Below are 24194 nucleotides of genomic sequence, written 5' to 3' on the forward strand. Positions count from 1 at the left end.
ACGACCACGACATCGGCAACCATCCCGGGATGCCGTGGGACCCTCCCGACCATTTGGGCAAGGACCACTACCACCGGCTGCACCTGCATGAGCTTGAGCAGCAAACGCAAGCCGACATCGACCGCATGCAGCACAGCCTCGATGAGATGATGCACGGCCACAACGTCGACGACGGCGCCCTATACGCCCTGCAAACGCAGTTGGCGGTGGCCAGAAACCATCTGCAAGGCTACAAAGCGGTGGAAGCAGAGCTGAATTCCAAGGACGGCCCGAAACGCTACCTGGGGCAGCTCGACGAATTCGGCCACGCCGCAATCGCTCTCAACAATCCCGATACCGCCACCCGTAACGCCATCTTGGTGCCCGGCACCGGCCAAGACGTCACGAGGATCCATGTGCCCGGGCTGCTCAGGTGTCGCCATTATTAGCTGCAGCGTCTTTTGCGTGAGCGGAAACCTGCTGGGGCGATTGGCAAGCCGATCAAGCAGCGCCTGCGCATAGACGGCCACATCGTGCGCTGTGGAGAACTCCCCGGCATGCCCGGCCACGCCCCCCATCCGCCGCGCCGTCGGGTCATGCACGCTGCCGCGAAGCAGAAAACCATAATCGGGATTCTTGCCCGGATCGGCTCGGCTTTCCTCGTCGAGTGCTGTCGGCGCGATACGCGGCACAACGCTGGTGCGCCAGGTCCCTGCCGCACAGGCGCGCGCTTTTGGCCCGGCAGCCCAGCCAATCGCAGCCCCGCGCAGCGTATGTGGACCGCATGCTTTGGCCGCAGGAAGATAGCCGGTGTCTGTCATGCCAAGCGGAGCAAACACATTGCGCTGAACATAGTCGTCTTCGGCCTCGCCGCTGAGTTTCTCCAACAGCGCACCCAGCAGAATGAAGTTGATGTCGGAGTAGCGGAAAACCTCGCCGGGAGCCGATTGCAGGGGCGCACTCAGCGCACGATGAACGCCTTCTGCTTTGTCGGCTCGCCCCAGTCCCCACGGATCTTGCAGGCTGATATCGACTGCTTCGCCGGACGTCTGGGTCAGCAGCATGCGAACCGTCACCCTGGCGCGCTGGGGATCGTTGGTCGGGTTGAAGTCGGGCAAATACGTCTGCACGGGATCGTCGAATGTAACCTTGCCCTGTTCGTACAGCTGCATGACGGCAGTGGCCGTTGCCAGGCACTTCGTCAACGACGCCAGGTCGAAGATCGTGTCCTCGCTCATCGGCTCTGCGGGTGCGGGCGATCCGTCCAGCCCGGGTTCGCCGGCAAGCTTGCGCGCGCCGTACGCCTGGTGGAAGACGATCTTGCCGGCATGCCCGATCACCACCACCGCACCCGGAAACCGCTGTGCCGCAATCGCATCGTTGATCAGCGTGGAGACTGCCGCGAACTCAGGTGCGGAAGCCGCATCGGTGGCCTGCGTCGCCGGTGAAATCGCAGACGCAGCCGGCCCCTGCGTTGTCGGCGCGCTGCCGCTTTCTGCGGTGTGCGCTGCATAGCCACGCGAGGAGGCCGCAGCGAGCGCAAGCAAGACAGTCCCAACGGCAACGGCCTTTCTGGCCGGGCCCCGCGGACCGGTCCGGATCGATGAGTGTCGTTGCCGCTGATTACCCATGCCAGCGTAGCGAATCCGTGCTCGCAGGCACCCCACGGTTGGTGACGCGGTCAGACGGCGCCGCTTCGAGCGGTTGTCCCGGCTTCTGCGCTATCGGCGCAAAGTCGTTGTCCAAGGGCACGACTGTACGCCCGGATAGCCCGGCGAGAGCCGCGACGAGACGATCCGCAATCGGTGGCCCACTGTTGGCTGATCGCGGCCAGCCTTAATGAGGCGGAGTTCCCTGATCTGGCGCGCGCGGGCGCGGCCAGCCTGGATGCGTTCGAAAACGGCCAGCGCGCCTCCCAGACCAACGCTACCTCTCTCGTTTTGACACTTCGGGAACCCTGAGTACCGCCACGCGCGTCGCTCAGGCAGGCGTGCGCCTGCAGGCCGTGTCGGGATTCTTGTCGCGGGCGAATTGGCCCACGGGGTCTTGTTCCTGGCGATAATGCGGTGGTGCGGTTCTACTTCGCCGGGCTGATGTCGCGGGTGCGCGGTGGGCGGTGACGCGGTCGATCCGCTTTTGCTCGGGCAGCGTGTGGTGGCGATCCTCGAGACCGGCCTGCGCACCGCCACGTACAAACTCGCCACGTTGATGGCGTTGATTGACCATTGCATCGAGAACTTGCCCGAGCGGCCCGCCGATGTGTTACGGGTGCCGATTGCCGATCTCGCGCATCGGGTGCTGGAGATCTACTGGCCGCAGGTGCGCCCGTTCGAGGGCCACCAACTGCGCCAATCCACCCAGTCGCGAGCACGAATCCTGATCGCCACGAATGCGTTACGTGAGGCGGCCGGGGTCACACGCACTGGTGTCTCGGTGGATATCGCCCGGCTGCGCGCGCCTGCGGCCTACCAACGGGCCATCGACGAGATCACGCTGTGCCTGGCCCAGCAGCCGCTGCATCGACTGCAGAAACTGCCGGGCTCGTCGACGAGTGATCCTTTCCTCTACGATGATTCATTCCTGCACGACCACGTGTCGCGGTCCACCCTGCGCGCCCACGGGGACGCTATCGAATTGAAACCCGGTGTTGCACACGGCCTTGCCCGACTCGCCGGGCTACTCAAACCGGCGCTGGAGATCATGTGGGTCGACGACGTGCGCCGGATGAACAAGTTCCTGTACGCCGAGGTTCCCGACGTGGCGGGCCATCTGTTCGGTCGTGACCGCACCGACCTGGCTGCTGTGCGCGAACCGTTCAAAGAGGTGTACGGCCCGCACTGCTTTTACTGCGGCACGCACCTGCCGGTGAACAATCCCATCGATCATGTGCTGCCATGGTCACTGGTGGGTATCGACGGGCTGGCCAATCTGGTGCTGGCATGCGCCCGCTGTAACGGTGACAAGGCCGGTGCGCTGCCCGCGGTGTCGATCATGGACCGGGTGCTACAGCGCGACCGAGCAGTGCTGGAGCAGATCTCCTCCGAGATTCAGTGGCCCACCCAGCGCGACCGGGTCGTGGCCGCGGCGTGCGGCATTTATCGCATGCAGCCCGCCGGTGTTCCGACCTGGTCAGGGTATAAGCAGACCGCCCGGCTGGATATCGGCTTCCCGCTGTCGTGGACGTGAATCGTGTTGGTCGGGAACGCAGTTACGCTTCACGTTCGGCTTGCTGAGCAGCTCATTCCGGCTGTCGCGGGCGGTGGCCGCGCCGGTCGCCGCCGCGTCGGCGACGGAGAATGCAGTTGCTGTGCTCCACGTTGCTGACCCGATAGCTGTTCTAAACAGCGGTCGCGACAGTAAATAAAAGTCCCGGCAGGGGGGGTGCAGGGCCGCGGTGCCCGCCGCGATCAGGCGTTGGGCGCCGCCGGGGTGCGGGTTGGGGCTGCTACCGCGGGCTGTCATGCTGGCTCAAGTCTGGGCCTCGGGGGTCACTTTTCGGCCGGCCATCTTTGCACCAGTTGCGTACGTCAGCGGGGATCTTGATGAGGGCGTCGGCTGTCGGATCGGGGTCGGTGCAGGCTTGATTGCCGACCGTGGTTATCACGATCCGTTGGCAGTGGGTAGCGCAGACGAGATTTAGTATGCCCCAACTTGTTTCGGCTTCCAGACGAGGCTGCTGGCCGGGCTAGTTGGGTGGGGGTGGGTGGGGTTGGAAGGGCTCATACCACCACCAGTGGGCGCGTTCGCCGGTGGGTCCGGCCCACGGCGGCACAGCGGGTGGGGGTTTGGTGGGCGGGCGTGCCAGGGATCCTGCGTGAAGGCGTCGCCCGGAGCGGTCGGTGACGGTCAGATCGTCGGCGGTTCCGGCGATGGTGATCCCCCCACGGTGGTGTAACCGATGATGATACGGGCAGACCAACACCAGGTTGAATAACTCGGTGGGGCCGCCGTCTTCCCAGTGGCGGATGTGGTGGGCGTGCAGGCCGCGGGTGGCCCCACAGCCGGGCACCGCGCAGCTGGGGTGGCGGTGCTCGAGCGCGCGGCGCAGCCGCCGGTTGATCACCCGGGTCGCCCGGCCGGCGCCGATAACTTCGCCGTCGCGTTCGAACCAGACTTCACAGCTGGCCTCACAGGTCAGGTATCGGCGTTGCGCGTCGCTCAGCAACGGACCGGCATGCAGCGCACCAACACGCTCGGTGACGTCCACGTGCACCACCACCGTGGTGTGCTGCCCGTGCGGGCGCCGAACCGCCTCAGCGTCCCATCCGGTCTGCACCAGGCGCAAAAACGCCTCGATACTGCCAGGCACCGGGGGACAATTCATCGATATGCGCTCGGCATTGCCGTGATCGTGTGTCCACTCGGCGATCAGCGCCTCCCGATGAGACGCCAGCGCCGCCTCAAACATCGCCGCCTCATCGTGGGGAAGCCTGATGCGCCACGAGGTGAACGCCTCGGTGCTGGTTTTGGTGATCGAGCGCTGCGGCGGCGGCGCAGGATCAGGCTCGGGTCGCGGTTCGAGCTTCACCGCGGTGCGCAGCTGGTTGACCGTGGCCACCCGCGCCAGCGCCGCGTAATGCGCATCGGAGCCCTCACCCGCCCGGGCGGCGATCACCCCGAGCTGATCCAGCGACAACCGCCCCTCGGCCAGGCCCGCCGCGCAACGCGGAAACTCGTTAAGCCGGCGCGCCACGGTGGCGATCGTGTGGGCATTGGCCGACGACACCCCCAGCTTCCAGGCCACCAACGCCGCCACCGACCGCGCCCCCGTCGCCCCCCACAGCTGCTCGCGGTCCAGCTCGGCGACGATCGCCACGATGCGCCCATCAATCGCATTGCGCTGACCAGCCAACTGCGCCAATTCCTCGAACAACACCTCCACCCGCCCGGCAGGGCTCACCGGCGCGGCAGACGACACGGTCAACGACATACCGACATCATCGCAACCGGGTCCGACAAGTTTGGGCCGCCGACCCGCGCCCGGGCGGGGCCGACTTGCACCCCGTCTCGGGGATGTTCGGCCGCCTTGCGGCTGCGTGCCTGCCGCGCTTCACGGCCACCAGCCTGGTCGCGGTGGGTGCGGTTCGCAGCCCGCATCATGGTGTGGTGTGGTGACTGTTCTGGCCGACGCGGTGTTGCCGTTGGTCAGAACTCGCGCCGAGGTGTGGCGGCGCAGTGTGGCCAACGCGCACGGCACCCGGATGCACGAGGCCGTCGCGATGCTGCGCAACGCCGCCCATGGCGCCGGTGACCCCGCCGAGGTGTTCGCCGTGACCCAGCGCGCGATCGCTGCAGCGCTGACGGTGATCATGCGCGCCGATGACTCCAGCGGAATCATCGGGGATGCAGCCGGGATCTTCTCGAGTTGCACCCAGTCGTTGCGGCGCGCGCCCGGGTGGCCCCGGGCAAGCTCATCGACTGGATGATGAAGTTTCAGTTCGACAACGACTGCGACTATTTCACCCTCGACGGCTGCACGACACCGCCGTGGCGCTGAGGGAAATCGGCGACGTCGACGCGGCGACCGACTGGGCCAAACAAGCCAGCGACTTCGACGACGGCCACCAGGCACGGCGGGCCGCCGAGTACTGGTGCGACCTGCTGGCCGCCCATCGCCCCGACGAGCTGCTCGAGGCCCGCCTGCAGGTGTTTCGCCGCTGGCCGTCCTCGACCACCGCCGGCCGGCTGTACCGGGACGCCGGCGCGGCCTGGCCCGACTACCGCGACGAGGTAATGGCGCGCCTGGCCTCGCATCCGCGCGATGTGGTGCTGTTCGCGCAGCTGTCGCTGAACGACATTCCCTACGCCTGGGCGCTGGCCCATGAGCTCGGCCTCGACGACGACCGCACCTGGAGCGACCTTGCGAATGCCTACGAAATGATAGACCCGCTTGCCGTCCTGCCCGTCTATTCCGGACTGGCCGAGCGCGAGCTGGCCGGTCCCGACGCGCGAAACTACCGCAGCGCCGCCCGGCGGTTGAAGAAGATGCGCGCCCTGGCCGCCGGGTCGCCGGAAGCCGCGGCCGTCGATGAGTTGATCGCCGAACTCCGCGAGAAACACCGCCGCCGCCCGCGCCTGCAACGGGAATTCGACCGCGCCGGCCTGCCCTGACCATCACTATCTTTGTGCCAAAATCCTCTCAGACCTATCAGCCGCGATGTCGGGGTCGTAAACGTGAGGCATCGATTTTGGCAACGTGCCGACTAGTGTTGCCACGATACGGAAGGCTAGCGCCAATGGCGACTGGGGCTGGTGACGACTATTGGGGAGGCCCGAATCTCCCGAGCGTCATAAAGCATTGCATTTTGCGTCGCTACTCGCCCATCTTTTTGTCGAGAACATCGATGCAGGGAGGAAAAGTCGTTATAGTCGATGGGTACGCAGGACGGGGCGTTTATGAGAACGGCGCGCTCGGCTCCGCTGGCATGATGCTGCGGTGGGCTCTTGAGCGTAAACACGACCGAGATCATCCGGCCGAATACATCCTGCGGTTCTTTGAGACCAACCGGGCCAGTTATCAGACGTTGAGTTGTCTCTGTGCGGAGTACGCAAACCAGGGCATCAACGTAACTGCCGAAAGGATTAACTTCGCCGCACGACTGAGAAGTGTTGTGGCTGAAGCAAATGGCTTACCGTTGTTCTTGTTCGTAGATCCTACGGGCGTTGGATTGCCTTTCGCCGATTTGGCCGCAGCTTTGAACCGACCACGAAAGCATAACTGGCCTCCGACAGAAGCACTTATTAACTTCAGCTATGAGGCAATACGCCGGATCGGTGGACATGTACGATCTGCGCATAGCAACGTGCGCACAATGGAAAAGCTTGACTGGGCAGTAGATGGTGAATGGTGGCGAAAATACTTCGCGCAAGGTGTAACTGATGACGCAGTTGATGCTGTCGTTAAAGAGTTTATCCGCCGTCTAAGCCGTGCGACCAGCGCCTTCGTTGCGTCAATCCCCGTACGACGTGATCTCCATCATAAGCCGCTCTACAGCCTCGTATTTGTGACGCGCTACCAGCGCGGCGCGTGGCACTTCGGAGACACCACCGCCAAGTGTCTTGACGAGGGTCGCAAAGCCGCAGATACACGTGCCGGCAGGCTCAATCTGAACTTGAGCCGAGCCGAACTCGAGGACAGAGCTCTCCCGGATATTGAAACTAACTTGCTCGGCCTTGCCGCTGAAAAGGGGGAGGTGACCGTTGGTGAGTATCCGCTGCGGGTATTCGGCGACCATTATGGCGAAGTTGGCGAAACCGTTGTGCGAAGGGCGATCAAGTCGCTACACGCGAAAGGATTAACTCCGTCGACTGGTGTCGGTGGCAAGACGGAGAACTTGCGAATCGCTCCCAGGTAGCGGCGTCTGATTCCAGACTCGACCATCCAGGTAGCGACCTAGAGACTTGGGTGTGCGACCTCCCCATTGTTTGAAGAAAAACGCTACCCCCGCGTCGTTGCAGGCATCTCGGATCTCCCGCACCCATGAGATCTCTGGACGGCGATAGCGAGGCCCTGATTCACCCCCGACAATCACCCAATGAATCCTCTCTAGGTTGAGACCGGTCAGGGGCCCGAGCAGAGGCTCGCAAGAAAGGAACCGGATGGCCGCTGGTACCTCGCACAGGTGAGAAACACGGTTGAGGGCATTGGCATTTTCAACCGATACGCCCATCCAAAGATTTGTCGGCCAATGAAGTTTGCCAGCTACTCGACTGAGCCGAAGGCTTCGCTTAGTGAGTATTTGATAGGTATGTTGTGGGGTGTCTGAGATGACATCAAACACGTCCTGAATGAAGGCAAGCGGAACCCGTGCATGGAATAGATCGCTCATTGAGTTGACGAATACCGTACGGGGCTTGCGCCATCTCCGTGGCTCATCAAGCGAACGAGGATGGATTGCGACGCCAAAGCCCGGACCAGACGTGCGCGGATTGCCGTCGCTTTGGTATTTGTCCGATCCCATGGCCTTGAGACGTTTAGCCAACCTCATGGCATAGCAGTGGTCACATCCAGCGGAGATCCGGTCGCACCCGGTCACAGGATTCCATGTAACCTCTGTCCATTCGATCGCAGACCGATCAGCCACCATCGCTCCAGTCTGATCGAAATATGCTTGGGCGCGTTCGTGCTCGACGCGGGCCGCTGAGCGTTATCCGAGGCAGTTTATACAAGCTCATAGAGAGCCCCATGCTTGCTGGCCATGGTGGATTCGATTGACGTCGCCAGCCCGTTGTCGTGGATGAGCAGCCCGAACTCGACATTGCGATTCTCGGCGTTGTACGAAAAGTTGGCGCTGGTCAAGAGCACGATTTCGTGGTCGACGATGATGAATTTGGTGTGACTGACGATCGCACTGCCGTCAGGCAGCCGCGCCGAGCGGTACACCGTGGCAAGGGGCAACTGAGCCTTCACGGCACACGGCTCACCCTTCTCGGCGTCGACGTACACGCAGACGGTGACGCCGGGTTGTTCGGACGCGATTTTGAGCGCCTCCCACATCGTGGAGTTTTTCGAGAAGTTGTAGGTCGCGCACGTCACGGCGACGCGGGCTCCGGTGACCATGCGGTAGAACTCGCTGGTGAGATGCCCGATGGTGGCTTCGTTTCCGGGCATTGTCCACACCGGAACGAGGTGGCGGTGCACGGATTTCGCCCCGGCCACGGCCCAGAGCACCGCTGCAGAAAGAGCGGGTTCGGTGTGACCGAGCCCGGCGGCGGTCAGTAGTTCCGCGGCCCGGTCACGCCGCGCGGAGCTGACCGAGCGCAGCGCGTACACGGTGTGTTCGCCGATCTCGAAGAGCACGGCAAGCGCTTCGGCCTCAGTGGCTGTGAGGTATTCACCCAGTGCCGCATAGTGGTTCATAGTTCACCGGGAGCCCCGAAGAACCCTGGCACCGGCTCGTCATCGGCGCTGGGCAGAGTGAGCAGGAAGCGGCGGTCGAGGAACCGGTTCGCCTTCTCGCAGGACGTTTCCGAGGCGAACGAGCAGCAGTGACAAGCGGCCCCATGCAGAAAGTCCTCCGGGTCGCTGGGTGTGCGCATCGCGCACACCGGATCCGAGGAGCACCGCGAAGCACGCCGCAGGGCATTGGCCAGTAACCCTTGCAGTCGAGCAGGTTCGGCGAGTGCGACCAGGCCGCCGAGGGTGCCTTCGCTATCGGAGGCGGTGGTGCAGATCAGCAGCCCGGCGGCACCTTCTCGCTGGGCTGACGTGCGCCAGCCGTAGATGCGCTCAGCCAAGCTGGCCGCACCGTAACCGCATGACATCGCCATCTCGCGGATCAGCACATGCGACAACGTGTGCAGCAGCCAATACCGTGGCGCCGGCAACCGGGTGTCGGGGTCGATATCCCGGTCGGCCGTTTCGGAAAAGCGCCGCCGGAAGTTTCGGCGATGCGCATCCCGATGAGCCGCCCACAGCTTCGACCCGAGAATCGTGCTCTCCCAGGCTTCTACCGCAGGAAGATCGAGCTGCACGAAGATCCCCTCACCGCGGTCTTCGGTGGCCGGCACCCAACTCGGCTTGCCGTTACGGGTCAGCTTGACCAGCCGGCTGGGCACGTCGCCGACACGATCCAACTCGTCAAGCCGGGTAAAGCCCACGAAAGCGTTGACCTTCTTCATCTTGTTGACCGCGACGACCCGGCTGATGCGGCTGTGCAGTTTGGGGTCGCGCTGTTTCTCGGTCACCATCAGCCCGCTGCTGTTGGGCTGCTGGGCAAACAGTGGCGGCTTTTGCAGGTATCGCCACTCGGGGACCAGCATGTCGATGGGGCTCCAGGCGGCGAGCTTTTCGTGGCGTTGCTCCTCGGAGACCGGGGGCGCGACCACCTCGGCGACGGCTTGCGCCAGCTCGTCATCGGAGACTCCTGCCAGGTCGATGTGCGCGGTGTCGGCCAGCTCTCGGATGAAATCAAGCTGCGCAGCGTATTTCGTGACTTTCTCCACGCCGAGCTCGGCCCGCAGGCGGTCGGCGAGCGCTTCGGCCTTCTCGTCGGTGGGCATCACGATGATCGACTGGGTGCACGCGAACCACAGGTTCGAGGCGCCCATCATGATCAGCGCGGGTTGTGCGTCGCAGTCGGTGTCGAAGGCGTTGAGGTGTGGGTGGCGGCCTCGGCATTTCTGCGGCAGCTTGTCCCGCCCGGCGGCGCCTTGGGCTTCGGCCATGCTGCGCCGCGCCCCGCAGGCGGCGCATTCGATCGTCGAGCCGACGCTTCTGCCGACGTTGGCGTCACGCATCTTCAGGTCTGGTGACACAGCTTTGGGGCACGTTTTGCCACGGTGTATCCATAGCGGGTAGGGGAATTCGTCGAGGTGCCCGTTGGTGCAGGTCAATAGATGCTGGGCGGGAACGGCCGGGCTCTCCCGTTTGCGCGTCGTCGCGCCCGCGCGCTGTCCGCCCCGTCCTGGGCAGCTCTTGTGGGTGAACCGCGCCAGGTCGGGCCGGAACGGGTGGGTGTTGGTGTAGGTGAATCGCGGCAGCGGCCCGAGGTAATCGCATCCCGTGCAGCGCAACCATTGCGGGAACACCCGGGCCGGGATACCAAGATCATCACCCTCTTTGGATAATGCTCCTTGTTTCGGTTGCCAGGGATAGGGCCGCAGCGCGTCGACCTGGGGGCCGAGGTGCAGCCGCACGACCCGGAGCAGGCGTGGCTCGATGATGGTCGGGATGTGCTCGCGGCGTTTCCAGATCGGCTCCCAATCATCGAGCCCTGCGGGCATGACCGAGAACCCGGGAAGGTCCATGATCGCGCCCGGCCCGTAGGTGTAGAGCAGCGACGACGGGCGCGCCGAACCTACCTTGGCCCGGTTCTTGACCACGCCCTCGTCAACGTCGGCGAGCGGGTCGAGGGCGTCGGCTGTGTCGTGCAACATCTCGGGCACGGTGTCGGTCATCACTCGTCCTCACGGGTTGGCAGGCTCCAAGCGGGAACGCCCTCGGGTGCGCGGGTGAACAGCTTTTCCTGGATGGGGCTGACCAGGATGTTGATCTCCGGCTGCACTTCCCGCATCGAGTTGGCGACGACGAACGGTGCTTGAGTCGAGCCGCTCACCGACGCTTTGGCGTTTTCGGGGCTGATGAGCAGCGGCAAATACCTGTCCGCTTCGCCGGTGCGTTCGTACACCAAGGTCTTGCCCAGGTCGGTGGCGTAGGCGGCCCGCTTCGTCCACCAGTCGAGCCGGTTGACCAGCAGGTCGCTGGCGCGTTGGGTGGCATTGTCGTCTTGAGCGGCCACCGCGATACGCTTCTTCAGCCGTTCGATGATGTGCTCGACGGCGGCGCGCTGGCCCGTGATCCGCCCGGCGTTGCGCTCCGGTGACAGCCCGTCGGCCAGATGCGCCTGCATGACGCGCGCGACGCTGACCAGCAGTCCGTCGACACCGCGCTCCAGCGATGTCGGTGAGTAGGGCGTGACGGAGAGCGCCTCAACTTGGGCGTAGAAGGTTTCGTGGTAGTGCCGGAACTGCTCGAAATGGGCGAGGTCGCGGGGCCGCGCCCAGTTGCCGAGGGTCACAACGAGTCCCGGCCGGTTTGTGGCGTCGCGGCCCACCCGGGAGGAGGCCTGGATGTATTCGGCGGTGTTCTTGGGCTGCCCAACCACCAACATCAGCCCGAGCCGCTGGACGTCCACCCCGACTTGCAGCATCGACGTCGCGAGCACCACGTCGAAGGGCGCCTCGTTACGGGTGGGCACCTTCTTGCCGGCGTTCTGGTCGGCCATCCGCACCCGAAAAGCCGCGGTGGTGTCGTAGCTTGGGTCGAACGGCAACCCGAGCCGGTCTAGCGTCTTGCCGATCTCCGAGGATGCGATGCGCGCGGTCAGCTCACCCTTTTCTAACAGCCCGAAAGCGGCCCCCAGCCGCGGGGCAAAGCCGGAATCCTTGCGCGGCCGTTTCACCCGCTCCTGCACGTCGCTGCCCAGGTAGCGGGTCATGCCCGCCAGCTCACGGGTCGCGTTGAAGTAGCCCACCAGCGTCATGTACGGGTCGGCGTCGGCGCCGCAGCGGTCGAACAACAGTTGACCGGCCAGCAGCAGCACCTCTGCGATCCGGATCTCCGCCGCCGTCAACCGCACTCCTTGGGCGCTGACCCCGACATACCGGCGACCTGGGTTGTCCTTGCTGACCGGGACCTCCTGAGAGAAATAGGTGTCCGCGACATCGAGCACCTGGGGAGGGAAGATCTCCACCCGCCGCCCGTAGAGCCCGCGCACCTGTTCGTGCGCGTTGCGCACGGTCGCGGTCGACGCGACGATCAACGGCCGCACGAGTTTGCCGTCGGACCCCTCCCACGACGCCAGGGTCTCCACCGCGGTTTCGAACACACCGACCGACGTGCCCAGCGCCCCGGTGATCAGGTGCAGCTCGTCCTGGATGATCAGATCCGGGGGCCGCAGGCGACCCACCGGGTGCATGGTGGCCGCCGGCTGACCGTCGGTGGGCGGGTGGGCGGTGGAGATGGTGCACGCCGCGTAGTCGGGGTGCACGTAGCCGTGCCGGGCGCACTTGCGCCCGACGTATCCGAACAGCGCCGCGGCCTCACCCTCACGGGCCAGCCGGGCGAACTTGTCGACGGTGCCGATGATGAACGCCGGGGTGAGCCGGTAGATCTCTTCGTCGACGGTCAACACCGGCAGACCCTCGGTCACGCTGCCGCCCTTGGCGAACGGGCACTGCGCGAGCTCGTCGCCGCAATAGACGAACACCCGGCGCAGCGTCTTGTCGGCCTTCACCTGCGCGGAGCTGATCGGTGTGCCGCACCACGGGCAACGCTGAATCTGCAGCACGGTCAACCGGTGCGCGCCGTATTCGTTGGCCCGGGCCAGTTGCTCCTCGGCCTCCTCGAAGCGTTTCGGGCTCACGTCGGTGCCGACCCACAGCCCGATCCGCAACGGCACGCTGCCCCAGGTGTTCTCGTCGGCCCGGCGCGCCAACTCCGCGGCGCACATCAGCGCGGTGGCGCGCTGGAATTGCTGGGAGGTCAACAGCCGCAACGTGTAGCGCATCAGCACGGCAACCCCGTCGCGGCCGTCGAGCGGACCGCCGGCCGATTCGACGACGCCCTGGCGGCGCCGGACCGCGAAGGTGTAGGCCGCCAGACCGAGATAAGCCTCGGTTTTGCCGCCGCCGGTCGGGAAGAACAGCAACTCGACCTGGGCCTGATGATCGGCGCTGCGCAACGGTGCGGTGGGATCGCTCAGCGCGGGAAGCTGCATGAGGATGAACGCCAACTGGAACGGCCGCCACGAGGCCGCGTCGTCACCCTTGGCCGCGACCTTGGCCCGGGCCGCCGGGATCGACAGCGACGGGTCGGAGGCGCGTTCGGCGGCGACCTGGGTGGCGATGCGCTGCTCGCGCATCACCTGGTTCATGAACCGGAAGCAGCGCAGCGCTTCGGTGTCGGTGGCGACGTGCTCCAGCCCGGTTTGCAGCCGCTGGTGGGCGCCGCGCGCCTTGGACAACACCGCGTCGGCGGCCTCGCGCAGATGCTGCGGCAGTTCGGCTGAGGCGGCTTGCTGGGTGTCGAGCCATGTTCGGTAACCGTCGATCAGTGGCTGTAGTCCGGTTCGCAGCTCGTCGGGGGTGACGTGGGCCAGCTTGTCCATGGACAGCAGCGCGTCGTCCACCGACCGGGCCTGGGTTTGCGGGGTTTCGGCAACGGGGAGCCAGGTGGTCCACACCGCCGACGCGCGCCGTGCGCCGTCTTTGACCGACCAGTCCGCCGAGCAGGTCCGTCCGATCGCGTATTCCAGCCGGTTGCGGTATTGCAGGTCCAGCTGACGCATTTCCGGGTCGTGTTCGGCCCAGTCCTGCTCCGCCAGCACGTCGCGGACCGGCAGGAACACCTCCGCGCCGCCGGCGTCGACGTGCAGTTTGGTTTGAAACATCCACATCCCGATCGGGATTGGCATCGGGGTTTCGCGGTCGTTGCACAGCGCGATCTCGATGAGCACCCGCCCGGGGTCGTTGTAGCGGTCCACCCGCAGGCAGATCGACTCCCGCAAGCCGATGGTGGTGGTGCGACCGGGGCGCAGGTCGGCCAGCTTGACGGTGCGTGTCTCCTGCATGGGGGTGCGCTGGTAGTGGCGGATCGGCCGACCGGCCTTGGTGACCTGATCGGTCGCAACGGTTTCATAAGCGCCCCACGACGCGGTGACGGTGAACGACTCCAGATCCGGCGGCACCTGAAACCGCAGACCCATCGACGCGGGGATCATCAAGCCCTGCTTGGGGGTGCGGTCTTCGGCGTCGTCGTCCTCGGCGTCGGCGTCGTTGTCATCGGCGTAGGCGGGCACGCCGCGGCTTTCGTGCAGCGCCTCCTCGTCGGTGCGGGCCTCCACGAGATGCCCCCGCTCGGCGACGGGTTCGGTGTCGTCGTCGGTGAGCGCGGCGCCGGTCAGTTTCACCGGGGCGATGTGCCCGATCAGGTATTGCGAGCGCGGGCTGAGCGGCAGCACCTCGTGCGGGCCGTGGATCGGGCCGAGCAGCTCGCGCTGCAGGATGTCGACCAGGTTTTCCCGCACGGTGAACGACGTGCCGTCGGGCTGGTAGGTCAGCTCATACGTCGCGTGCGGGCCGTCGGGTTTGTCGGTGGTGTCGCTCATGCGAACAGTGTCGCCTCACCCTCTGACACGTTGGTGCCGCGGCGGGGTTTGCGCTTCGGTTTGCGCGCCTGCGCGGCTTCGTGGGCGGCCCGGCGGTGGTTCTCTTCCAACAGCCGGTCGAGGATCTCGACCCGGGCCGCCGGGCTGACGGTCCAGCGCCGCATCTGTCGATACGTGTGAAACCCGTGATCGAGCGGGATGTCCGACCAGCCGTAGGCGTCCATCGCCGCGTGGTCGAGTTCGACGTGGATGGCCCGCATCCGCGCCACATCCGGGTCGGCGGCGTCGCTGATCTGCGGGTCGTTGACCAGGTTGTAGAGCGTGGTCAGGCCGAGGTCGCGGCGCAGCATGATCTCGCGGCGCTCCTCATCGAGGGTATGGCCGATGCGTTGCAGCCACTCGGACTGCGCTGGGCGCGGGAAGGTTTCGAACACGTCGGATGGCGTGTAGCGCACGCGCGTTTCGAGCGTTGAGCCGTACGTGATCGCCCACGTCTGATGAGCCGACGAGGACAGCACCGCCTGATCCGCAAACGAATCGGTGGCGAAGACCACGACCTGCTCGCTCGGTATCGGACCGGTCGCAATCCTCGCCGGCATCACACTCTTACTTAGGCGCGCGATCACCAGGACCTCGTCGAGGCCAGCGATCGCCCTCCGCAGCGCGGGACGGGCGTTCCAGAACTTCCACCACTCGTAGACCATCCTCGGGTACTTCGCGCCGTCCTTTTGAGCGCGCTCGGGATAAACTTCTCTGAGCACGCGCTCCCAGGGGCGCGGGAAGGATGCTGCGACTTCTTCGGTTCGTTCGTTAAAGTCGATCACCCAGCGGGAGGCCGAGCAATCGGGCCGCGAGTTGAGGTCCTCGCCGTTGAGGTAGGGGAACAGCACGTCGGCGTTGCGCGGGTCCGCGGCGATCCACGCTTGCGCCTCCTCGGGTTCCAGGACGAATCCCATGCCCAGAACGATGCAGCCCTGAAACGCGATATCTGCGTTCTCGGCGAGCCGCACGGGGTTGCCTACGACCCGCCCCTCCGGTTCGAGCAGGGTGGAGATCCGCGTGACGGGGGTGTCGTCGCTGATGCGCGGCACGTCGTCGGCGACCGGGCCGAGGCTGCCCCACACCGCGGCGTACTCGAGGTTGGCGCTGCTGGCGGGCCAGGACCGGCTTTGGACGGCCCGGGTGATGGTGAACCCCGATGCCACCATCTGGTCGAGCCCGACCTCTCGGGTGTCGCCTTGGGCGATGGTGTTGGTGGCGATTAACCCCACGGTTCCGTGCGAGCACAGCAGCGATTGGGCGCGTAGGAAGAAATAGGCCACTTGATCGGCGTTCCCCGTCGTCCCGCACGCAACCACGTTCACGAGCCATTCGCGAACGTCTGATCCCATTGCTGGACTTAGCTTCTTGCCACCCAGGAATGGCGGGTTGCCGATGATCGCGTCAAACCCGCCGCGCTCGACAATGACATCGGGGGCTTCGATGACCCAATGGTTCGGCCGCCACCGCTGGTAGTCGGTCGGAACGGTGGGTGTGAGGCCACGGTCGATGATCGCGTCGAGCGACGTCGAATCCGGTTGCCCGGATTCGGGGTGGGCAGCTTTGACCGCGATGCGCAGGTTCTCATACGCCTCGTCGAGCGCCTTGCCCGGTGTGCCGCCCAGCGGCAGCCCGGCGGCGATCACCCCGTCGGCGATAGTGCGCAATTCGGCTGTCACAGCACGCAATTGGGTGAGCTGACGGCGTTTGGCGGCGGCATTGCGGGCGGGGTCGTACTCGTCGATCTCGCTGGCCAGTTTGCGACGCAGCTCCACGGCCCGGCGGATGATGGCGTCGATGTCGACATCATAAAAGTCGATCATCGCCGTGGTCGGCACCCGCGCCGGGTCGATGTGCAGCCTGCGCAGCTGGTCGAGGCTGGTCAGCCCGAGCAGCGAGTTGCCCAGGAAGATCTTGTCGTCGACGAAGGAGAACGGCAGGTCGCGGTCGAGGGAGACCAGCCACAGCGACAGCTTGCACATCTCGACGGCCATGGCGTTGATGTCGGCGCCGTAGATGCAGTTGGCGACAACCTTACGAATGGCCCGCAGATGCAGGTCGCGGCGCTGCCTATTGGCCGGGTTCTCCGCGATCCACGCCTCCACCACGCGTTCGGCGAGATAGCGTGCCGCCGCGACCAGGAATGCCCCGGAGCCGCAGGCGATGTCGGCGACCTTGAGGCTCAAGATGTCGTCGGAGGATTTGAGCTTCCAGCGGGTTTCGTCAGCGGTCTCGTGCGGGCCGGGCCGGTAGCACAGCGGTTGCAGCGCGTGGCGCACCACCTCTTCGGCCAGCGATTTCGGGGTGTAGTGCGCGCCGGCGTTCTTGCGCGACGGGGTCTCTGTGACCATCAGGCCGCCCGCGCGCACGACGAATGGCCGCCCCCGCAGGTCCAGGCGCACCAGACCCAGCCACGGCAGCACCCGCTCGCGCAAGCCGGCGTCGCCACCCACAGCCTGGGTGAGGGCGCTCACCGCGCTCGGGTACGGCTCGGCGCCAAGGGTTTTGGCGATCGCGGTTGCCGACGGCGGGTTGGCGCCCGGCTGGTCGTGCTCGACCCACGCCCGAATCGCGGCGGCGAGCGTCGTCCGATCAGGGTTGGCGGCGCCCAGCTCATCGAGCACCGCCAGCGGGATCTCCGGTTCCGCACCGGGTGTGCCGCGCAGCCCGAGGTAGGTTTGATCCACGGTGACGGCGGTGTAGCCGAGCAGACCCTCGTAGATGTAGCCGATCTGCTCGACGTCGATGTCGCGAAACGAGATTCGGCGTGCTTCCCCGTTGAGCACGGCCTGCTGCACCGAGCGCAGCACGTGCAGCATCACCCGGTCGGGCACCGTCAGCGCCAGGGTGCCCTGTTCGGTGGTCGCGGTCAGAAACGGGAAGCGTTCGGGGTCGAACAGGGAGCCGCCGTAGGCGGGCATCCGCATGCCCTCGAACGACGCGCCGCGATACAGCGCCTGGCTGGTGGCCAGCAGCCGATGCCACATCATCGAGGTGGCATCCAGGGCCTCTTCGCTTTCGTTGATCTCGCGGCGCTGCAGGCGATCCAGCGAGCCGGCGATCCCGTAGGCCTGCTCGAACAGCTCCCCGGAGGGCAACAGCCCGCGCTCCTCGGCGAACAGCAGGAACACGATCCGCATCATGATCGTGACCGCCGCCTCGTAGGTGTGGTGCGGGTCGGCGGGCAGCGGGTTGGGCAGGCCACGGAGTTGCGCGTCGGCCGCCGATTCGGAAAACGACCGGACAAGGAGCTCGACGGCGCGGCGCACCTGGGCGCCCAGCGCCTCGGTGATCTCCTCAGCGGCGGCGATCGACTCGGCGAACAGCACCGGCAGCCGCTCATCCGGGTCGCCGCCGATGAGGTACTGGCGGCCGATGATGGTCAGGAACGCGTCCCGGGTGCGGGGCTCCTCAACCCAGGTCAGCGCGTCGACGATGCCCGAGGCGGCCATGGCGTTTTCGCGGGCGCACACCAGCCCCCACCAGCGCCCGTCGGTGACGACGCCGATCTCAATACCGTTGTCGCGCAACAGCGCTTCCATCCGGTCGACCGGGGTGGCGGCCCACAAATCGCCCGGCACCTGCCGCAGCGAATCGACCGGGTCGACCACGTACACCAGGGCGCCGACGCCGTCTGGTCCATTCAGCGCGGCCTGCGCGGTGATGCTCACCGCCTTATTCGGGGACTGCGCCTGAACGCCGGGTACCTCGCCCCACGACAGTGACTCGGCCCAGCCGGCCACGTCCCGCAACACGGTTTCGACCCATTTGTCGCGGGCGACCCGGTAGGCCTCCAGGGTCGCCTGGTGGTCGGGGGCCCGGTCGCGGGCTTCCCATGCGGCCTCGAAGTCCTTGCGGGCATACATCAATGTCTGCTTGCGCTCATCGGACAGGCTGGGCATGCCCTGCGGCCACACCCGTTTGAGCGGCGGAATCGCCAGGAACGGGCCATCAGTGTCGACCAGCTCCAGCCATTGGCGGTGCAGATCAGAGACATTGGCCAGCGGGGGGCGCCGGGTTGGGCGGGCCATCAGCCCAACCCTGCCGCGGCGTCGTGCGGCGTGAGCGCGAACACCACGGCGGCCGCGGTGGTGTGCGGCTTGACGTCGGCGTAGCGCTGCGTGATCGCGGCGATCTCGCGGGCCTCCTCATCGTCGAGCTCGTCGAGCCGGCGCTGCATCGCCTCGATGTCGCGGCGCCACTGCTTGGCCTGATCGTCGGCCCACAGCATCGCCTCGGCTTCGGCTTCCTTGGTGCGCAGCTGGGCCAGCGACTCGCGCAGGTTGACCCGAAACGCCGCGAAGATGTCGCGCGCCCGCTGAACGTCGGAGGCTTCGCGGCGGGCCAGCTGCCCCATCACCATGTCGCGGCGGCGGTTCGCGCGGGTGGCCATGGATTCTTCGAGCCGAGCGCGCAGCGGCGCGTCGGGGACATTCCACAGCGCGCACAGCTGGTCGAGCACCCGCTGGTCGGCGAGTTGCAGCTGGTCGCCGTCGAGTGCCTGGTCGAGGGCGGCTTCGGCTTTCTCCTCGGCCATCGCCCGGCGGCCCTTCAACCGAACCCCAGCCAGAAACACCTCTTCATGCAGGCGCACCCCGCCGCGGCCGACCAGCACCATGCGGGTCACCGCCGCGACGAACGACTCCGGCAAGTCATCGACCACCACCGCGGTCACCCGATTCAGCGGCGAGTCCACACTCCACAACGACCGCCGCAGCAACCGCTGGGCTTTCTGCACGATCGGGTGCCCGAGATGCACATATACCAGATCGCCGCGGCCCTCGGCCGCGGTGGGGTCAAACGTGATCGGGCGCAGCACACCGGGTTTCAGGCGGGTGTCCAAGCCTTTGAGGGCGTCGTGCCAACCCGGGCTCAGCGTCGGCACCTCGAACACCTCGGCGTCACTGCGTTCGTCACCGATCGGGATCAGCGGGGGCTGGTGGTTGATCCGCAGCGCGGTGTCCACGACTCGCCGCAGATTACCCGGCTCCAGATGCAACTCGGCCCGGGAGGTGCCAAAGCCCTGCTCCAGCTGGGTGAGCCGGGCATTGAGCTCCACCCCACCCGCCAATGCGGTGTTGATCACCTCGTTGGCGTCGACGCGTTTCGCCGTGCGTTTGACTGGTTTCCCGCGGGTGAAGTGGTGCTGGATCTCCTCGCCGATCACCTGGTTCACCGAGCCGAGATCCTGTTCGACCTGCGCCACCTTTTTGGCGATGCGGGCCATGAAGCCGGCGTCGGCCCCATACGTCGACGATTTCTCGTCGGGCACGAAGTGAAACACTTCCGGCTCGTGGGTTTGCCCCCAGCGGTCGATGCGGCCGATCCGCTGCTCCAGCCGCGACGGGTTGAACGGGATGTCGAAGTTCACCAGCCGGTGGCAGTGGGTCTGCAGGTCGATGCCTTCGCCGGCGGCGTCGGTGGCCAGCAGCACCCGCACCGGCTCCGTCGCCGGGTCTGTGGTGAACTGGGCGCGGATGTATTCGCGCTCCTCGGTCGGCGTCGAGCCTTGGATGACCGCCAGCCGCTCGGCGTAGCCGCGTTGAGTCAGCACTCGTTCGAGCCAGTCGACGGTGTGGGCGTATTCGGTGAACACGACAACCCGCTCGTTGGACCAGAAGCTGGTGTCGATGCGGCACACCCCGTCGAGAAAACCGATCAGCGCCTCCAGCTTCGAGTCCGGGCGGCTTTCAAAGCTCAGTCCCCACTCGGCCAGCTTTTCCAGCTGCCCCGGCCCGGCGGCACTGAGCGGATCGGAGCCCTTCGACTCACGCAGCCGCTGCGCCTCGTCCTGGTCCCACAGCCCCTCTTCCTCATCGGCCTGACCTTCGCCGAAGATCTCGTCGTAGTCGTCATCGCTCAGCCCGCGGCCCGCCTTAGCGCTCAGGTAGTGGCTCAGCGTCATCCCGAACGCGAAAGGGCTGGACAGGAAGCGCTTCTTGAGCAGCATTGTGACGATGTCGCCGCCGGGCTTGGCGCCGTTGCGTTTGGCGCTTGTGGTGACGATCTCGTCGAGCAGGGCGAACATTTGCTGCTCGTCATCGCCGGGGGTGAAGGGCAGGATTTTGACCCGGCGTTCCTTGAATCCCTTGGCTTTGAGGTCCCTCTTGAGCCGGCGGACGGTGACGTCCTTGAGTGCGGTGGAGTCCAACATCGCGCCGCGGGAGAACCGGCACGGGTCGATCATCTCCATCAGCGCGGTGAACGACTCCGGGTGCCCATTGTGGGGGGTCGCGCTCAGGAAGAGGCGGTGCTCGCATTTGTCGGCGAGCTGGCGGACGGCGATGGTGCGCTGGGTGTCCACCGCGTAGCCGCGGCCGCTGGCGATTGCCGATGGGCTTGACGGCGCGACGTGGTGGGCCTCGTCGACGATCAGCACGTCGAATGCGAACCGCTTGCCCGACTTCGGGTTTGAGGTTTGTGCGTACACGTCGCGCAGCAGCCGTTGCGCGCGCACCTGCGGTAGCCACGCCATGCTGACGATCACCCGCGGGTAGAGCAGGAACGGGTTGGCGTGCAGGCCGTGGCTGCGGCGTACCTGGGCCATCAGCTCACTGTTGACGATGGTGAACTGCAGGCCGAACTTGTCGCGCATCTCGTCTTGCCATTTCAGCGCCAGGCTGGGCGGGCACACGATCACCGCCGTGCGTGCCCGGTGCCGTAAGAGCAGCTCTTGAAGGACGAGTCCGGCCTCGATGGTTTTGCCCAGCCCCACGTCGTCGGCCAGCAACAGGTTTGCCCGCGGGCTGGCCAGTGCGCGGCGCAGCGGTTCGAGCTGGTAGGCCTCCACCGTGACACCCGACCAGAACGGCGCCTGGTAGCGGTTCGGGTCGGCCGAGGTCACCGCGCCCCAGCGCATGGCGTCGATGAACCCCGCCAGCGTGACCGGGTCATCGAAGCCCTCCGGGTAGATCAGCTCGGGCGGCCCGGCCGCCGGGGTGACGGTGTGGCCGACTTCCAGCTCCCAGATCACCGACAGCTGCTCGCCCAGCCGGTCCTCGTCGAGGGATTGCAGCTCAACCACGTGGTTCAGCTGCGCGGTAGCCTCGTCGGCCGGGCTGCGGGGCAGGCCCTGCGCCTGAACGTTCGCGACCGCCCACCTGGACCCGCGAACCTCGACAACCTGGCCGGGTTCGGGAGGAGAAATCGCCACGGACACTGCTATATCACCCTGCGCATCGGCCTCACGCGGACACTATCGCACCGGCCGGTGACTATGGGCGGATTTTGAGGCATGAGGCAGACGCCCGCCGGTGCACGCCATCCGACGCGGGCTATGCAAACGCGACTGCCTGGGATGACCGCTTCGATGAGAACATCCGAGAACCCCACGCCGGCCGCCGGTATGGCCCGGGTAGCGGACGACGACGAGCACCCCAGGTATACGCAATTCGTGACGCCCAGCTGACATAATTGCGGCGTGACGCAAGCGGGACCGGCCTGGACCGCGCGGACGGAAGCCGAACTGCGGGCAGCGCTAGACAACGGTCTTACCGAAAGCCATTACCTTGACTTCAAGCGCGAACTGCCCCGCACCGATTCAGCGAACAGAAACCTCGCGATTGACATCGCCTCGCTGGCAGTGGACGGAGGCATACTCATCATCGGCGTGGACGACGCTACGTCGCCACCCTCGCTCACACCGATAGACCTGACCAACTTGGCCGAGCGGGTCACCCAGGTTGCGCTGACCCGACCGGATGAAGGTGTGCCAGTGCGAACCTTCCCGATCGAATCAGCCAGTCAACCGCAACTCGGGTATCTGCTGATCCACGTGCCCGCATCACCGCGTGCTCCGCACATGGTGGACGGTCGGTATTACGGCCGCGCCGACAAGACGAACCGCATTTTGTCCAACGCCGAAGTTGTTCGGCTCCATGCACTCCAGCACGCGGCGCAGCGTGACGTCCTTGCGGATGCGCGCAACGCCCTGAAGGCTCTTCTTGGGGACACACCCGACCCGCCGCCCATGTTGCTGCTTCTTGCTGAGCCGACAGGCGCTCACCACGACCCGCTAGTCGCCCTGACAGGATCACAATCGTTTCAGCAAACGGTGCGAGAGCTCATAGGGGCAGCGGTGATAGCCGAACACCAGCAGTTCTCACCCAGTCTTCGATCGCCAGCGCAAGTCATCCGCCGCGCTGGCGCTGTAGCAGCAACCACGGAATTCCATGAGGGCGAACCATTCCCGGGGAGCGAGCACACCGCGGAAGTTCGCCTTTATGAATCGGGCGAAATCGTCGTCGCCTCCCGTAGAGCGGTGGTGTTTCCTAACTCCGTCGACGAGCCGCAAGCCTTTGAGCCGTTGATCATTGGGCACACTGACCTCCTTGCCCGCTTAGCTGCGCTTGTTTCGGAGCGATATGGTTTTGGCGGTTCTTGGCGGTTTGGATTAATCGTCACTGGGCTGCGTGGCGCCATCTCGTACACGCTCGCGACTCAGCCCTTCTCCGATCGAGTTCCGGTGTTTACCGACCCCGTCTACGAAAGAGCGACGATCGCATCGCTTCTGGAACTCGCACAGTCACCCCAGGTGGTGGTTAATCGACTCGTGGGCAGCCTGCTGCGCAGTTTGGGTAGTCATGAGCGTTGGCCTTGGCTCGGACAGCCTTCGTCTAGCGGACAGGAGTAGCGAGCACGAGCCGGTAACCTGGGGTCTATGGCCCAGATCTCCCGCGCTCACCACACGGTGCCGCGGTTTTACTTGAGCGGCTTCGCAGACGACCGGCAATTCGTCGGAGTCGTCCGGCTCCCTGGGAACGCCCGCTATCGGCAGTCCGTCGGGAAGGTGTCGGTGATCAACGATTTCTACACCGTCAACAGCGCAGCCGAAAGGGACGTGATTGAGAAGCTCATCGCCGATCAGATCGAGGCGCCCGCCGCTGAGATCTTCCGGAAGGTGCTGGTTGACCAGGTCTGGCCGCTCGATGAGGCGGAGCGCGCCATCCTAGCGACCTTTCTTGCCCTGCAGCACGCTCGGGGATCGAATAAGCGCAGGGCGCTTGACGAGATTGCGAAGACTATCGCAAATACGTTGGGTGACAGCAGTGGATTCGATATTTCAGCGGTGGATTGGCCGGAAAAGCTTAAGGCCGCCCATATCACGTCGATGCTCGATTTCGGTCAAACTGGGCCGTGCTTCTATCTGCGTCCTTGGACGTTGATTCGCTTCAATCGCAAACGCCTTCTCACCTGCGATACGCCTATCAGTCTGCATCCGTTTCCAAATGCGCCGGCTGGGTCGGCGGTGGGGACCGGCACGGCGTGGCGCATCACCTTTCCGATGTCTCGCACGACCGGGCTGGCGATGCTCGGTCATCTCATAGGAAGCGAGGCAGAGGCTGCAGAGATAGCGTCCGGACGCCTCGACTCCGTCGAGCGAGGCACAGCAGCCTTAGCAAAAGACTTCAACGACGCGACGCTGCACAATGCACGCGAATGTGTTTATCACCACCCAGAAGATGGCGGCCTGGTTCCAACTCAACTACCAGAGCCGCGGGCGAATGAAATCGTGACTGGGCACCCGGCCGTGACTCAGCAGCGACCTCTTTAGCTGGCCGACACGGT

Annotated in this window: 14 protein-coding genes and 1 pseudogene; 6 read left to right on the top strand and 9 right to left on the bottom strand. The window is 65.5% G+C overall.

Features of this window, described 5'->3' with window-relative positions:
* Window positions 1-179: 179 nt before the first annotated feature.
* Window positions 180-1526 (bottom strand): serine hydrolase domain-containing protein, encoded by a 1347-nt coding sequence (locus G6N08_RS02805; RefSeq protein WP_246216581.1) that lies wholly within the window; start codon window positions 1524-1526, stop codon window positions 180-182.
* A 562-nt stretch (window positions 1527-2088) separates the two neighbouring features.
* Between G6N08_RS02805 and G6N08_RS02810 the strand changes: the two genes are divergently transcribed.
* A complete protein-coding gene (locus G6N08_RS02810; RefSeq protein ID WP_163754046.1) occupies window positions 2089-3165 on the top strand; it encodes an HNH endonuclease in 1077 nt (358 codons plus the stop codon).
* A 499-nt stretch (window positions 3166-3664) separates the two neighbouring features.
* Here G6N08_RS02810 and G6N08_RS02815 read toward each other — a convergent pair whose 3' ends face one another.
* Together G6N08_RS02815 and G6N08_RS20465 are read right to left on the bottom strand one after the other, a co-directional pair.
* Entirely contained in the window at window positions 3665-4909 is a 1245-nt protein-coding gene (locus G6N08_RS02815; protein ID WP_163754049.1) for an HNH endonuclease signature motif containing protein, read from the bottom strand.
* A 62-nt stretch (window positions 4910-4971) separates the two neighbouring features.
* Window positions 4972-5049: pseudogene (locus G6N08_RS20465) on the bottom strand (zinc ribbon domain-containing protein); the annotation flags it as partial.
* A 41-nt stretch (window positions 5050-5090) separates the two neighbouring features.
* Here G6N08_RS20465 and G6N08_RS20470 point away from each other — a divergent pair.
* The 3 genes from G6N08_RS20470 to tcmP all read left to right on the top strand — a co-directional run bounded on the left by G6N08_RS20470 (window position 5091) and on the right by tcmP (window position 7334).
* Window positions 5091-5405, top strand: a complete 315-nt coding sequence (locus G6N08_RS20470; RefSeq protein ID WP_246216582.1) for a hypothetical protein — start codon at window positions 5091-5093, stop codon at window positions 5403-5405.
* A 61-nt stretch (window positions 5406-5466) separates the two neighbouring features.
* Window positions 5467-6090 (top strand): hypothetical protein, encoded by a 624-nt coding sequence (locus G6N08_RS02820; RefSeq protein ID WP_246216583.1) that lies wholly within the window; start codon window positions 5467-5469, stop codon window positions 6088-6090.
* A 125-nt stretch (window positions 6091-6215) separates the two neighbouring features.
* Window positions 6216-7334 (top strand): three-Cys-motif partner protein TcmP, encoded by a 1119-nt coding sequence (tcmP, locus tag G6N08_RS02825; protein WP_163754052.1) that lies wholly within the window; start codon window positions 6216-6218, stop codon window positions 7332-7334.
* Here the strand turns inward: tcmP and G6N08_RS02830 are convergent.
* The 6 genes from G6N08_RS02830 to drmD all read right to left on the bottom strand — a co-directional run bounded on the left by G6N08_RS02830 (window position 7275) and on the right by drmD (window position 21786).
* Window positions 7275-8066, bottom strand: coding sequence for a DUF5131 family protein (locus G6N08_RS02830; RefSeq protein WP_371868944.1), 792 nt, complete (start codon window positions 8064-8066; stop codon window positions 7275-7277). The genes tcmP and G6N08_RS02830 overlap by 60 nt on opposite strands.
* 74 nt (window positions 8067-8140) lie before the next feature.
* Window positions 8141-8839, bottom strand: coding sequence for a DISARM system phospholipase D-like protein DrmC (drmC, locus tag G6N08_RS02835; protein ID WP_163754055.1), 699 nt, complete (start codon window positions 8837-8839; stop codon window positions 8141-8143).
* Window positions 8836-10878, bottom strand: coding sequence for an MrfA Zn-binding domain-containing protein (gene drmB, locus G6N08_RS02840; RefSeq protein WP_163754057.1), 2043 nt, complete (start codon window positions 10876-10878; stop codon window positions 8836-8838). Before drmB ends, drmC begins: the two co-directional genes overlap by 4 nt.
* Window positions 10878-14588: a DISARM system helicase DrmA gene (gene drmA, locus G6N08_RS02845; RefSeq protein ID WP_163754061.1), complete on the bottom strand. Its 3711-nt coding sequence runs from the start codon at window positions 14586-14588 to the stop codon at window positions 10878-10880. The genes drmB and drmA overlap by 1 nt, the downstream gene beginning before the upstream one ends.
* Window positions 14585-18658: a DNA methyltransferase gene (locus G6N08_RS02850; RefSeq protein WP_163754064.1), complete on the bottom strand. Its 4074-nt coding sequence runs from the start codon at window positions 18656-18658 to the stop codon at window positions 14585-14587. The genes drmA and G6N08_RS02850 overlap by 4 nt, the downstream gene beginning before the upstream one ends.
* Complete coding sequence (drmD, locus tag G6N08_RS02855; protein WP_246216584.1) at window positions 18658-21786, bottom strand: DISARM system SNF2-like helicase DrmD; 3129 nt, start codon at window positions 21784-21786, stop codon at window positions 18658-18660. Before drmD ends, G6N08_RS02850 begins: the two co-directional genes overlap by 1 nt.
* A 261-nt stretch (window positions 21787-22047) precedes the next feature.
* Between drmD and G6N08_RS02860 the strand changes: the two genes are divergently transcribed.
* On the top strand, window positions 22048-23259 hold the full coding sequence (locus G6N08_RS02860) for an AlbA family DNA-binding domain-containing protein (RefSeq protein ID WP_163754067.1): 1212 nt from the start codon (window positions 22048-22050) through the stop codon (window positions 23257-23259).
* Between the two features lie 27 nt (window positions 23260-23286).
* Window positions 23287-24180 (top strand): DUF4238 domain-containing protein, encoded by an 894-nt coding sequence (locus tag G6N08_RS02865; RefSeq protein WP_163754070.1) that lies wholly within the window; start codon window positions 23287-23289, stop codon window positions 24178-24180.
* Window positions 24181-24194 lie beyond the last annotated feature (14 nt).

It is taken from the genome of Mycobacterium botniense (assembly GCF_010723305.1).
Lineage (GTDB): Bacteria > Actinomycetota > Actinomycetes > Mycobacteriales > Mycobacteriaceae > Mycobacterium > Mycobacterium botniense.